General features: G+C 58.6%; 13 protein-coding genes. 6 read left to right on the top strand and 7 right to left on the bottom strand.

What is annotated here, in order from left to right:
• Positions 1 to 63: 63 nt before the first annotated feature.
• From OXR61_RS05975 to OXR61_RS06000, 6 genes are all read right to left on the bottom strand, one after another.
• The gene (locus OXR61_RS05975) at positions 64 to 1,689 is read right to left on the bottom strand and encodes a Na/Pi cotransporter family protein (protein ID WP_031279764.1); all 1,626 of its coding nucleotides are present in this window, start codon (positions 1,687 to 1,689) and stop codon (positions 64 to 66) included.
• A 108-nt stretch (positions 1,690 to 1,797) separates the two neighbouring features.
• The gene (locus tag OXR61_RS05980; protein ID WP_021507867.1) at positions 1,798 to 2,790 is read right to left on the bottom strand and encodes an ABC transporter ATP-binding protein; all 993 of its coding nucleotides are present in this window, start codon (positions 2,788 to 2,790) and stop codon (positions 1,798 to 1,800) included.
• 2 nt (positions 2,791 to 2,792) lie between these two features.
• Positions 2,793 to 3,578 carry an ABC transporter permease gene (locus OXR61_RS05985; RefSeq protein ID WP_021507866.1) on the bottom strand — a complete coding sequence of 262 codons (786 nt, stop codon included), beginning with the start codon at positions 3,576 to 3,578 and terminating at the stop codon, positions 2,793 to 2,795.
• A gap of 1 nt (position 3,579) precedes the next feature.
• Positions 3,580 to 4,431: an ABC transporter permease subunit gene (locus OXR61_RS05990; protein ID WP_021507865.1), complete on the bottom strand. Its 852-nt coding sequence runs from the start codon at positions 4,429 to 4,431 to the stop codon at positions 3,580 to 3,582.
• Complete coding sequence (locus tag OXR61_RS05995; RefSeq protein WP_021507864.1) at positions 4,431 to 5,240, bottom strand: alkaline phosphatase family protein; 810 nt, start codon at positions 5,238 to 5,240, stop codon at positions 4,431 to 4,433. Before OXR61_RS05995 ends, OXR61_RS05990 begins: the two co-directional genes overlap by 1 nt.
• A gap of 141 nt (positions 5,241 to 5,381) precedes the next feature.
• Positions 5,382 to 6,443, bottom strand: a complete 1,062-nt coding sequence (locus OXR61_RS06000) for an ABC transporter substrate-binding protein (protein WP_021507863.1) — start codon at positions 6,441 to 6,443, stop codon at positions 5,382 to 5,384.
• Positions 6,444 to 6,669: 226 nt separating this feature from the next.
• On the opposite strand from OXR61_RS06000, the gene OXR61_RS06005 reads away from it, so the two are divergent.
• From OXR61_RS06005 to ubiA, 4 genes are all read left to right on the top strand, one after another.
• The gene (locus OXR61_RS06005; protein WP_021507862.1) at positions 6,670 to 7,368 is read left to right on the top strand and encodes a UTRA domain-containing protein; all 699 of its coding nucleotides are present in this window, start codon (positions 6,670 to 6,672) and stop codon (positions 7,366 to 7,368) included.
• A gap of 70 nt (positions 7,369 to 7,438) precedes the next feature.
• Positions 7,439 to 7,849 carry a phosphate-starvation-inducible protein PsiE gene (gene psiE, locus OXR61_RS06010; RefSeq protein WP_010616618.1) on the top strand — a complete coding sequence of 137 codons (411 nt, stop codon included), beginning with the start codon at positions 7,439 to 7,441 and terminating at the stop codon, positions 7,847 to 7,849.
• A gap of 92 nt (positions 7,850 to 7,941) precedes the next feature.
• The gene (gene ubiC, locus OXR61_RS06015) at positions 7,942 to 8,460 is read left to right on the top strand and encodes a chorismate lyase (protein WP_010616617.1); all 519 of its coding nucleotides are present in this window, start codon (positions 7,942 to 7,944) and stop codon (positions 8,458 to 8,460) included.
• 24 nt (positions 8,461 to 8,484) lie between these two features.
• Positions 8,485 to 9,351 (top strand): 4-hydroxybenzoate octaprenyltransferase, encoded by an 867-nt coding sequence (gene ubiA / locus OXR61_RS06020; RefSeq protein WP_021507861.1) that lies wholly within the window; start codon positions 8,485 to 8,487, stop codon positions 9,349 to 9,351.
• 135 nt (positions 9,352 to 9,486) lie between these two features.
• Here ubiA and plsB read toward each other — a convergent pair whose 3' ends face one another.
• Positions 9,487 to 11,910 (bottom strand): glycerol-3-phosphate 1-O-acyltransferase PlsB, encoded by a 2,424-nt coding sequence (gene plsB, locus OXR61_RS06025; protein WP_031279763.1) that lies wholly within the window; start codon positions 11,908 to 11,910, stop codon positions 9,487 to 9,489.
• A gap of 125 nt (positions 11,911 to 12,035) precedes the next feature.
• Between plsB and OXR61_RS06030 the strand changes: the two genes are divergently transcribed.
• Both OXR61_RS06030 and lexA read left to right on the top strand, forming a co-directional pair.
• Positions 12,036 to 12,404, top strand: coding sequence for a diacylglycerol kinase (locus tag OXR61_RS06030; protein WP_021507859.1), 369 nt, complete (start codon positions 12,036 to 12,038; stop codon positions 12,402 to 12,404).
• Between the two features lie 105 nt (positions 12,405 to 12,509).
• Positions 12,510 to 13,124, top strand: a complete 615-nt coding sequence (lexA, locus tag OXR61_RS06035; protein ID WP_031279762.1) for a transcriptional repressor LexA — start codon at positions 12,510 to 12,512, stop codon at positions 13,122 to 13,124.
• The last annotated feature ends 10 nt before the right edge of the window (positions 13,125 to 13,134 follow it).

Here is a 13,134-nt window from a genome sequence, read left to right on the forward strand (position 1 = left end):
TGAATGCGCACCCTACAACGGGCGGTCGGTTTTACAGGGTCGCCATTCATGGCGACCTTAAAATTAATCCACCTCGCGCTCATCGTCCGGCTGGTCCAGCACGGTGTACGCCACCGCGCAGAACAGCGAATTCAGGCGCTTCATATCTCCCAGCAAACCTAAATGCAGCGAACTGGTTTCGATGCTTTGCACATTCTGCCGGTGCAGGCGCTCGACGTGGGCGTGGGAATAACGGCGAATCAGGATGCGGAAACGGTGCTTGGCACGGCGCAGGCGCTTCGCGCTGGTGACGTCGTGCGACAGAAACACCGACAGGCTCAGGCGCAGGTTGCTTAACACCTGCTCCTGCAGCGAATTCAGCTCTTCCAGCCCTTCCGGCGAAAACGCCCGGCGCGCCTGCAGCGACTTGTCCGCTACGTCGGCGCTCATGCGTTCGATAATGTCGCCTGCCTGCTCCAGATTCAGCGCCATCTCAATCACCTCGGCCCAGCGGCGTGAATCCTCTTCCGCCAGATCCTCCTTCGGCATGCGCGCCAGATAGAGCTTAATGGCGGTGTACAGCACATCCACATCATCATCCAGCCGCCGCACTGCGCGCTCCTCGCGCAGTTCGCCCATCACCACCTTGTTGAAGCTCTCCAGCATCTGCTCCACCACATCGCCAATGCGCAGCGTCTCCCGCGCCGCGTTGGCCAGCGCCAGCGCCGGGGTATCCAGCGCGCTGCTGTCGAGGTGCTTAGGTTTGAGATGGGTCTGGTTTTCCGCATCGTCGGCGATCATGCGGCGGCACAGGCGCGCCATTGGTTCGGCAAACGGCACCATCACCAGACAGCGCACCAGGTTGTAGAACACGTGGAAGAAGATCACCATCTCTTCATCGTTAACCGGCAGCTTATCCAGCAGATCGGCGATGTAATCGACAAACGGCAAAATAACGATGCTGCCAATCAGCTTGAACAACAGGCTGCCGAGCGCCACCCGCTTGCCGGCAGCATTGGATCCGCTGGCGTTGATCATTGCCAGCAAGCCGCTGCCGAGGTTAGCGCCAATCACCAGACACAGCGCCACTTTGAACGAGATAACGCCGGTGGCGGTCAGCGTGGCGGTAATCAGCACCGCAGCCAGGCTGGAGTAGCTGATGATGGCGAAAACCGCGCCAATCAGCGCATCCAGCATGATATCGCCGGTCAGCGTCGAGAACAGCACCTGTACGCCAGCGGCCTGCGTAATGGGTTTGGCGGCGGCGACAATCAGCTGCAGCGCCAGCAGAATCAGCCCGAGGCCGATGGCCGCGCGTCCGATCTGGCCGGCGCGCGTCTGTTTGCGGCTGAGGAAAAATACCACGCCAAAAAAGATAAACAGCGGCGACAGCCAGGAGAGATCGAAGGTCAGGATGCGCGCCATGATGGCGGTACCGACGTCGGCTCCCAGCACCACCACCAGCGCGGGCGTCAGGCTGACCAGATTCTGCGCCACAAACGAGGTGACTAATAACGTGGTGGCGTTACTGCTCTGCACCAGCGCGGTAACGCCAATCCCGGCAAGAAACGCCATCGGTTTTTTTTCCACGCTGCGGCTTAACACGCGACGCAGATCGGCACCGTACACGCGCATCACGCCGGTGCGGACAATGTGGGTGCCCCATACCAGCAGGGCGACGGCGGAGAGAAGGTTAAGCAGGGTTAGCACGAATAAAGGCTCCTATGCGCCAGGCAGAAAACAGGCGGCTGCCTGCCTGGCGATAAGCACAGCCGATAAATACCTGCGTCGCGCTGCGTTGCCAATTTTTCGTTTAATTTAAGCGACCTGGCGCAACGTCGACATCTCTAACTGTAGTCCAATCTGCATGCCGGCGGGGTGTAAATCTGCCACGCTGCGGTTGAGCACATCCACCGACAACTCGACCTGATTCGCCAGCACGCGATAGCGGATCACGTTCCCGAGCAGGCTATGGCTGAGAATGGTGGCCGCGATGCCTGCCTGCGGTGCGCACAGCTGGATGGATTCCGGACGAATCGCCACCTGGCTGCTGAACGGCTGACCGGTCAGCTGCGTTGCCTGTTCGGCACTCAGCAGGTTGTAGTTGCCAATAAAGCCCGCGGCGAACAGATCCACCGGCTGGGTATAGAGCGTTTCCGCGTTGCCGTTTTGCACAATGCGACCGCGGTTCATCAGCACAATACGGTCCGACAGCGTCAGCGCCTCTTCCTGATCGTGGGTGACAAAAATGGTGGTTAGCTTCAGCTCCTGCTGAATGTGGCGAATCTGCTCGCGCAGATGGCGGCGAATGCGGGCGTCCAGCGCCGACAGCGGTTCATCCAGCAGCAGCAGACGCGGCCGCGTCACCAGCGAACGCGCCAGCGCCACGCGCTGACACTGGCCGCCCGACAGCTGGTGCGGATAGCGGCGCGCGAAGTCGGTCAGCTCCACCAGCGCCAGCGCTTCCATCACGCGTTGCTGAATCTCGCCGGCGGGCAGTTTCTGCATCTTCAGGCCAAACGCGACGTTCTTCTCTACCGTCATATTCGGAAACAACGCATAGCTCTGGAACACCATGCCAATGGTACGTTTCTGCGGCGGCAGCGGCACCAGATCCTGGCCCTGCAGCAGAATGGTGCCGCTGTCGACATCGGTCAGGCCGGCGATGCAGCGCAGCAGTGTTGACTTGCCGCAGCCGCTCGGGCCGAGCAGGGTGACAAACTCACCTTCGTCGGCGCTGAAATCGATGTTTTCAAAAATGGTGGTCGGGCCGTAGCTTTTATTCAGTTGGGTAACGTTCAGGTAACTCATGGTCAGCCTCGTTCAGGATTGAGGGCATTGGCCAGCCAGGTGACCAGCAGGACAACCGCAAAATAAGAGATCACCAGCGCGCTGGTGAAATGCCCGCTGCCGTTGCGCATGTTGTAGAGATAAACCTGCAGCGTTTCATAGCGGGTGCCGACCAGCAGGTTAGCAAAGACAAACTCACCAATCAGAAAGGAGAAGGAGAGCAGCACGGCAATGAACACCCCTTTGCGCAGATTTGGCAGCACCACAAACAGGGCTGCCTGCCAGGTGCTGGCGCCCAGCAGATGAGCCGCGTCAATCAGCTCTTTCAGGTTGATGGCCTGCATATTGTTGGCAATGGCGCGGTAGATAAACGGCAACGCAATGGTGAAGTAACAGCCGATGAGAATCCATGGCGTGCCGGTCAGTATCAGCGGGCCCGAGGAGTAGAGCTGCAGCAGCCCGACCGACGAGACTACCGGCGGCACGGCAAACGGCATCAGAATCAGCACGTTCATCACCGCGTCCAGTTTTGGATAGTAGTAAGCGATTACAAACATCGCAGGCAGCACCAGCAGCAGGGAGAACAGCAGCGCACCCACGCAGATCAGCAGCGAATGACCGAGCGCGGTGAGGAAGCGCGGATCGCTCCACAACTGCGTCAGCCACTTCAGGGTAAAGCCCTGCGGCAGAATGGTATCGCTCCACTCGCTGGAGATGCCGTACAGCAGCGTCGCCAGCAGCGGTGCGGCGAGCACGATCAGCAGCAGCCAGACAATCAGGCGATGGTAGAGTTTTTCGACGCGAGACATGTCAGGACTCCTGTACGCGGGCATGCAGATAGCTGCGACGCACCAGATACTGCTGCACCACGGTAATCAGCGCCATAATCAGCACCAGCAGCATCGCCAGCGCGCCGCCGGTATTGGGATCGAGCGAGATATCGCCTGACACCAGCGCGGCGATGCGCACTGGCACCACGTTGAAGTTGCCGGTAGTCAGCGCGTAAATGGTGGCGTAGGCGCCCAGCGCGTTGGCCAGCAAAATCACAAAGGTGCCGAGCAGCGCCGGAAACAGAATCGGCAGGCCGATGTGCCACCAGTAGCGCCAGCGGCTGGCACCGAGCAGTGCCGCCGACTCTTCCCAGTCTTTCCGCAGCCCGTCAAACGCCGGGTAGAGCAGCAGAATACCGAGCGGAATCTGGAACCAGGTGTAAACCAGCACCATGCCGTCGCGCGAAAACAGCTTAAAGCTGTCCAGCCAGCCGTAGTGACGCAGCAGCAGCGTCAGGCAGCCGTTCAGTCCGAGCAGGATGACAAAGGCGAAGGCCAGCGGCACGCCGGCGAAGTTGCTGGTCATATTGGTGAACGACAGCAAAAAGCGCTGAAAACGCCCGGTGCCGAGCTTGTGCAGCGAATAACCGGCAAGCAGCGCGATCAGCAGGCCGTAAACGCTCGACCACAGCGAAATATCCAGCGACAGGCGAAAGGCCTGCAGGTAGAACGGTGAAGTGAGGATATCGCTGTAGTTATCGATGCCCCAGCGCTCGTTGATATCACTCCAGAAGCTGTTGATGGCAATCCACAGCAGCGGCGCGAGCTGGAAGGCGATCCAGAACAGCACGAACGGCAGCAGCAGCAGCGAGGCCAGGGTTTTGCCCTTCATCAGCGCGGCTCCGCCAGCAGACCGCGACACAGCGGTTTGTCGTGCGGGACGCCGAGCAGGGTGCAGACGGTGCCGCACAGGTCGGTTTGCTGCGGCTCAAGGTCGGGCTGCAGCGAGAAGCCGCGGCCAAAAACAAACAGCGGCACCTGCGTCTCTTCCGGCAGAATACCGCCGTGCGAGCGATCGTCGTTCATGCCGTGGTCGGCGGTGACCATCACCTGATAACCGGCGGCCAGCCAGCCGGGCATCCACTGCGACAGATAGCCATCCGCCATTCGTGCCCGGTTACGGTACTGCGGAGAAGACAGGCTGTGCTTGTGCCCGGCATCGTCGATGTTCATTGGGTGAATCAGCAGGAAATCGGGATCGTGCTGCAGGCGCAGGCTTTCGGCATCCTCGAACAGATGCGAGTCGGGGTAACCGTCGTCCCAGTAGAAATGGCCGTACTGGATCGGCAGGTCGGGCGCGTTAGTGTGGCGATCGCGCGCAGCGTTGAACGGCGAGCGGTTATACAGTTCGCTCACCCAGTGATAAGCGGCAGCGGCGGTAGTGAGTCCGGCGTCGCGCGCGTAGTGGAAGATGCTGCGCTGATTGCTCAGGCGATTGACGCCGTTGTGAATGATGCCGCTGCGCACCGGCGGAATGCCGGTCAGAATGCATTCGTACAGCGGACGCGACAGCGACGGCAGTTCGCAGGTCAGCGTGTAATAGTGGCCGTTGCCCTGTTTGCATTCGGCAAACAGATAGCCCATGGCGTGCTGCGCCACCTGATTACTCAGCCCATCGAGTACCACCAGGATTGTTTTCATCCCCGCTCCCTCAGGTGCGCATGAATGCGCACCCTGTAAAAATTGGTGATAGGTACCGGCGCAATGTATTGCGCATTGCCGGAAAACGGATGCGCGATACATCGCGCCGCTACGGTATGTGCGACTGGCAAAACGTCTGCGTTACTGCTTCATGTTAATAACCACATTCTCCTGCCACAGGCGCGGCAGCAGTTTTGAGGTCTTATCCCAGGCAGCCTGATCTTTGATCGGACGGGCATTTTTATATTCGGACTGTGGCAGCAGTTTGGCCTGCACGTCTGCCGGCAGCGTTAAATGCTCGGCGCGAATCGGGCGCGCATAACCTTTCGCCAGGTTGATCTGGCCCTCATCCGACAGAATGTATTCACGCGCCAGCTTCGCCGCGTTCGGGTGGCGGGCGTATTTGTTGATAATGGTGGTGTAGCCAGAAGTCACGGACCCGTCCGACGGAATCACCACTTCGTAGCGATTTTTATCAATCTGGTCGCGGTAGTTCAGACCGTTGAAGTCCCACACCACGGCGACCTGAATCTCACCTTTTTCGATGTTGGCGATCACCGGATCGGTCACGCCAAGGCGGCCCTGTTTCGCCAGCTCGCCAAAGAACGCCAGCGCCGGCTTGATGTTCTTCTCGTCACCGCCCAGCGCATAGCTGGCGGCGAGGACGCCGTTTGCCGCCTGAGCAGCCGTGCCGACGTCGCCGATAGTGACCACATACTTACCTTTTTTCAGATCGGCCCAGGTGTGCGGTGCGTCTTTCACCTGCTGCTTGTCGATCAGGAAAGCGATGGTGCCGGTGTAGGCCAGCATCCAGTTGCCATCGGCGTCTTTCGCCCATGCCGGAATCTGATCCCAGTGGGTCGGTTTGTAAGGTTGCGCCACGCCTTTGGCGACGGCAATCGGACCGAAGGCGGCGCCCACGTCGCCGATATCGGCGCTGGCGTTATCCTGCTCGGCGGCAAACTTCGCCAGCTCCTGCGCCGAAGACATATCGGTATCGCTGTGCTTGAGACCGTATTTGGTGCTGAGATCGTTCCAGGTATCTTTCCAGTTGGCCCAGGTGTCAGGCATACCGACGCTGTTAACCTGGCCTTCGGCGCGCGCGGCTTTTTCCAGCGCGGCAACATCGTTATCGGCGGCCTGCGCGGCGGGCAGCGCAAGCAGAACGGCACTGGCTACTACAGAAGAGATAAACGCTTTCATCTCGGTTGCTCCGGGTGTAAGTTGTGGGTCGTCGTGGTCTAGTCCAGCAAGAACCGAGCCAATGTAGCCCGGATAGATGAAGGTTTTATGACCGGGGTGTTGAAATGGGATGTGGCGCGTCGTTCCACATGCGGTTACAGCGCGCTAAAGCGTGGGATGTGCCTTGTCACATTGTAGTCATCGAACTGTCATAGTGCAGATTTGCCCCAAAATGAGGCTGAAAAAAATGTCGTCGAAAACCGCAGATGTGATCGCCGCCGCACTATGCGAACGGATTGAAAACGGAGAGTTTGTCACCAGACGATTGCCGGCCGAGCGCGCGTTGAGCGAACAATATTCCACCACGCGCATCACGCTTCGTGAAGCGCTTGGCCTGCTGGAAGCGCAGGGCGTCATCTACCGCGAATTACGGCGCGGCTGGTTTATTGCGCCGCCGCGTCTCATCTATAACCCGGCACATCACAGCCACTTTCACGCCATGGCGCTGCAGCAGGGGCGCATTGCCAGCACTGAGGTGATGGAGGCGCGCGAGGTGCCGGCGCAGCTGGCAATTGCGCGTCATCTGCAACTGCTGGAAGGCGATCAGGTGTACCGCATTCGCCGCCTCCGCCGCATTGATGGCCGCGCGGTGTTGTACGTCGAGCATTACCTCAATCCGGCCTTCTTTCCCGGTCTGCTGCGTGAAGATCTCACCCGCTCGCTGACCGATCTGTATGACCAGCGCTACGGCATTCACTACGGCGGCGCACGGTTTACCATTGTGCCCGGTCCGCTTCCGGCGCGGGCGGCGCCCGCACTGAACGTGGCGAGCGGTACGCCCGGTCTGCTGATTACGCGTATCAACCGTGACCAGCATAAGCGGGTGATTGACTGCGACTGCGAGTACTGGCGTTACGACGCGCTGTGTGTTGATGTTGAGGTGTGATGTATTGTGATTTAGATCACATTACAGCATGATAGCGCCAGAAGAATCTCGTCATCTGAGGCGCAAAATAATGACAACAAAACCAGCGGCGGGGCAGCTTATTGCTTCGGTATTACAGTGGGTACTGAACATTGGCCTGGTGATTCTGGCCGTTATTCTGGTGGTGTTTCTCGGTAAAGAGACCATTCACCTGGCGAATGTGCTGTTCAGCACCGGTGAGCAGGCGTCCTCGTATTTGCTGATCGAAGGCATTGTGATCTACTTTCTCTATTTCGAGTTTATCGCGCTGATTGTGAAGTACTTTCAGTCCGGTTATCACTTTCCGCTGCGCTACTTCGTCTATATCGGGATCACGGCGATTATTCGTCTGATCATTGTCGACCATAAAAATCCTTTCGATACATTGTGCTACTCGGCGGCCATTTTGATTCTGGTGGTGACGCTGTGGCTGGCCAACAGTAACCGCCTGAAACGCGAGTAATTCCTCCCGCGACGCCAGCGTGGCACAAGCAGATGTGTCACGCTGAGCGCGGTGCGCTACACTAGGGCAACTTTTTTACCGGAGATGTCCTGATGTCGCATGACGCGCTGCGCCAGTTACGCGCACTGCACTGGCTGCCAGCCTCTTCCCCGTTACTTTCACCGCCGCTGCTTGACTGGCTGCTGGAAGAAGACTCAATGACGCGCCGCTTTGAGCAGCACTGCCAGCAGGTTACTGTACAACTGCTGCGGGAAGCGTTCATTACCGCCGATGAGATGCCGCAGGAAGCGGCGTTTTTGCCTGCCGACACGCGTTTCTGGCTGCGTGAAATCGTGCTGTGCGGTGACAATGAACCCTGGCTGATTGGCCGAACCGTGGTGCCGGAGAGCACGCTGAACGGCCCGGAACAGATGCTGCAAAATCTCGGCACGCGGCCACTGGGACGCTACCTGTTTTCCTCCTCGACGCTGAGCCGTGATTTTATCGATCCGGGCCAGATTGATGACCTGTGGGGACGCCGCTCGCGGCTGCGCCTGTCCGGCAAACCGCTGCTGTTAACTGAACTGTTTTTACCGGCGTCGCCGCTGTACCGCGCGCTGAAGCAAGGATAACGCCCCGTGCAAAAGACTTTAACCATGAGCAAATGGCAGGCCTATAGTCGCCTGATGCGTATTGATAAACCGATTGGCACGCTGCTGCTGCTATGGCCGACGCTGTGGGCGTTGTGGCTTTCCGGCATGGCGATTCCGCCGCTGTCGGTGCTGCTGGTGTTCGTACTGGGGGTGTTTGTGATGCGCGCGGCGGGCTGCGTGATTAATGATTACGCCGACCGTAACGTCGACGGCCACGTGAAACGCACCGCCGCGCGACCGTTAGCCAGCGGCGCGGTAACGGAGAAAGAGGCGAAGCTGCTGTTTGCCGGCCTCGGTCTGCTGGCTTTCCTGCTGGTGCTGACCATGAACCGCATGACCATTCTGCTGTCGTTTGGCGGGCTGGCGCTGGCGTGGGTTTATCCCTTTATGAAGCGCTATACCCATCTGCCGCAGGTAGTGCTGGGCGCGGCGTTTGGCTGGGCGATTCCGATGGGCTGGGCGGCGGTTAGTGAGTCCTTACCCTTTGTCTGCTGGCTGGTGTTTCTTGCCAATATTTGCTGGACGGTGGCTTATGACACCCAGTACGCCATGGTTGACCGCGACGACGATCTGAAGATTGGCGTGAAATCGACGGCGATTCTGTTTGGGCGTTACGACAAGCTGATTATCGGGCTGTTACAGCTGGCCGCGCTGGGCCTGATGGCGCTGGTGGGCATTTTACTGCATCTGAACGGTGCGTTTTACTGGTCGCTGCTGCTGGCGGGCGGGCTGTTTGTGCATCAGCAGAAACTGATTGCCGGGCGTGAACGTGAGCTGTGCTTCCAGGCATTCCTCAACAACAACTACGTTGGCCTGGTGCTGTTTATTGGCGTGCTGCTTAATACCCAGCCGTTTGTTGCGCTGTTCTGATGATGGGGTGATTAACCCCGGCGGCGCGCCGGTCGCCGTAGTGGGAAGCGCGTTCTTTTCACGCCTGAATTCTGACAACAAAAACCGCGGCGCAATCTGGCGTGTGACAGATGAGCCGCGGTTTTCAGTCGCCCATTAGTCGTGCGCTACGGCACTCTCAATGGTCAGACGGACATCGCTGGTGACCAGTTCGGCCAGCATCTGCCACATCATATTGGTACGTTCAGCATCCGCATCACCGGAATCACTGATATAGCCTTCATCACGCAGCGACAGCACCAGCGCGGTAAAGACCGCCTTGTCGAAGAACTCCGGTGCATTGATACCGTGCAGCACTGACAGACGCTGAGCCAGCGTGCGGCTCTCTTTCTCCAGCGTGCCACGGTTAATGGTCGGCTTGGCGCTGAGAATGGCGAAGGTAATGGCGAAACGCTGCAGCGTTTCACGAATCCCGGCCGCCAGCAGCTGCAGCGTACGGTAACGCGCCGCACTCATTTTCAGCTGGCCTTCCTGTACGGTGATCAGCCCCTGCCGCGCCATTTCGGCGCAGAGCGCATTCAGCAGGGCTGGCAGTTCGGCACTGTCCCAGCGCAGGAACAGTTCGCTCTTCAGCATCGGATAGACCAGGCTGACCTGGCGCAGCAGTTCCGCCTCGCTGATCTCCCGATGCTGCTGCACGATAGCGGCAATCAGCGACGGCATCACCAGCATATGGTGGATGTTGTTGCGATAGTAGGTCATCAGCACCGCCTGCTCGCGCGGCAGAATGATGATCTCGCCAATACTGTCCTGCTCGGTCTCGAACTTGTTCATGCCCATGGCGTGATCGAGCAGCGCTTCAGCGCTGAGATCCGGCACGGTTGACTCGGGTGAGTACGGCACATTGCGCAGCAGCTGGGTGTAGCACTCCAGCTGTTCCGTCAGCTGTTCACGCGTCAGCGAACGCTGGCGCGATGCCAGCAGCGCGGTCACGCACAGGTTCATGGCGTTGGCCGCGCCGGCTTCGTTGATGCGTACCATCAGACGTGCCGCGATATCGTTCACTACCGGCGTCATCCACGCCGGACGCTGAGGATCGATAGGGTCAATCGCGTCGCGCCACTCCGGAACCTGTTTGTTAAGATAGTTAACCAGCGACAGCGGCTCACCGAAGTTCACATAGCCCTGACCGAGGTTACGCAGCTTGCGCAGGCCGCGCACCATCTGCATGAAACCCTCTTTCTCTTTCGCGGCACCGCGCAGCTCTTTGGCATAAGTGCCGACTTCCATCACGTGCTCATAACCGATGTAGATCGGCACAAAGGTGATAGGACGGCTGCCGCCGCGCAGCAGCGCCTGTAACGTCATCGACAGCGTGCCGGTTTTCGGGTCGAGCAGACGGCCAGTACGTGAGCGCCCGCCCTCAACAAAATACTCAACCGAATAGCCGCGGCTGAACAGCTCGCCCAGATACTCGCGGAACACCGTGGAGTAGAGCTTGTTGCCTTTAAAGGTACGACGAATAAAGAAGGCACCGAGGCGACGGAAAATCGGTCCTGCTGGCCAGAAGTTGAGATTGATACCGGCAGCAATGTGCGGCGGCACCAGGCCCTGATGATAGAGCACGTAGGACAGCAGCAGATAATCCATGTGGCTGCGGTGGCATGGCACGTAAACAATTTCGTGACCATCCTGCGCCAGCTGGCGCACGCGTTCGCCGCCGTGCACGTTAATGCCCTGATAGAGTCGACTCCACAGCCAGCCCATCACACGGTCAGTCACGCGGATCGCTTCGTACGAGAAATCCGCCGCCACTTCTTCCATCATCTCGATGGCGTTCTGCTGCGCTTTTTCATGCGAAATCTTCTTGCTGCGCGCTTCGTCTTCAACCGCTTTCTCAATCGCTTTGGATTGCAGCAGCTTGTTGAACAGATCCTGGCGTGCCGGCAGACGCGGGCCGACGGCTGCCAGCCGCTGGCGGGCAAAATGAATGCGCGCGACACGTGCCAGTTTCTGCGCGATCGACTGATCGGTACCGTGTTCGGTGGCCATCTGACGCAGTGAAACCGTGGGCGAGAAGCGGACAAAGCTGTCGCGACCGTGCCACAGGATGGCAAAGAACTTCTGTATACCGTTAAGAATACGCAGATGTGGCGTCGGTTCGCCCTGAATTTCACGGCCTGGCGCACGGCCAAACATCACGGAAACCGGCAGCATCTGTACGTCCAGCGCCGCATTGTTGCGGTGCAGATCGAGGTAGTCATGGAAAAGCTTGACCGACTCCGGGTTCGCCACGAAATAGGGGAAGACGCGCGGCCCATCGTGAATAAATACGTGGCGCGGCAGCAGGGTGCCGTCAATCTCCAGCGGCGCCAGCGGATCCGGTAGGTCGTGCTTCAGGCACTGTGCGCGTAGCGTGAGCAGGTCCGCCTTTGAATCATAAGGCAAAACATACATCACCGGACGGGTCGGATCGATACCGTGTTCCGAGATCGGATCGGTCGGAATGACCTTACTTTTTACCAAAATAGAGAGTGGTAAATTCAACAATTTGTAATAGAGTTTACGCCAACCTGACATAGACAACTTGAAGCCTCTTGTTAGCAAAGCGCGGCAAGCATACCAGAAAGTGCGGCGAAGATCTGTGGCTGTGCCACCTCGCGCGCCCAGACATTGACGTCAAAAACAGTTAAGGGTTCCACAACATGGCAAATAACGTCACCGGTTTCCTGAGAATCATTAAAGCCGCCGGTTATTCCTGGCAGGGGCTGCGCGCTGCCTGGCAGCATGAAGCCGCTTTTCGCCAGGAGGCGATTGCCGCACTGGTCGCGGTTGCCATTGCCTGCTGGCTGGATGTCGATGCCATCACGCGTGTGTTGCTGATTGGCTCAGTGGTGCTGGTGGTCATTGTTGAGATCCTTAATAGTGCCATCGAAGCCGTGGTGGACCGCATCGGTCAGGAGCGCCATCCGCTGGCAGGACGCGCCAAAGACATGGGCTCGGCGGCGGTACTGCTGGCTATCTTACTGGCTCTGTTTGTCTGGATCGCGCTGCTTTGGTCGCATTTGCGATAAACATTCCACATTCATCAAGCCGCTGATTTTTCCCTCTGTTTCGGTTTTCATTTCGCCAATACCTGTATATACTCACAGCGACTGTATAAACAACCAGGGGGCGGGATGAAAGCGTTAACCAGCAGGCAGCAACAGGTCTATGACCTGATTCGCGACCATATTAATCAGACCGGCATGCCGCCAACGCGTGCTGAAATTGCTTCGCAACTGGGCTTCCGCTCGCCTAACGCTGCTGAAGAGCACCTGAAAGCGCTGGCGCGTAAAGGTGTCATTGAAATCGTCTCCGGTGCATCGCGCGGTATCCGCCTGCTGATGGAAGAAGAGGCGAGTGAAGGGCTGCCACTGATCGGTCGCGTCGCCGCCGGTGAACCGCTGCTGGCGCAGGAACATATCGAAGCCCACTATCAGGTCGACGCCAACCTGTTCAAACCCTCTGCCGATTTCCTGCTGCGCGTTAGCGGTATGTCGATGAAAGATATCGGCATTATGGACGGCGACCTGCTCGCGGTGCATAAAACGCAGGAAGTGCGCAATGGCCAGGTGGTGGTTGCGCGTATCGATGATGAAGTCACGGTGAAACGCTGGAAGAAGCAGGGCGCGATTGTCCAGCTGCTGCCGGAAAACAATGATTTCCAGCCGATTGTCGTGGATACCCGTGAACAGTCGCTGACCGTGGAAGGGCTGGCCGTAGGCATCGTGCGCAACGGCGAGTGGCTCTGAAACCCGGTTG

The sequence above is a fragment of the Pantoea sp. GM_Pan_4 genome (assembly GCF_026541005.1).
GTDB lineage: Bacteria > Pseudomonadota > Gammaproteobacteria > Enterobacterales > Enterobacteriaceae > Pantoea > Pantoea dispersa.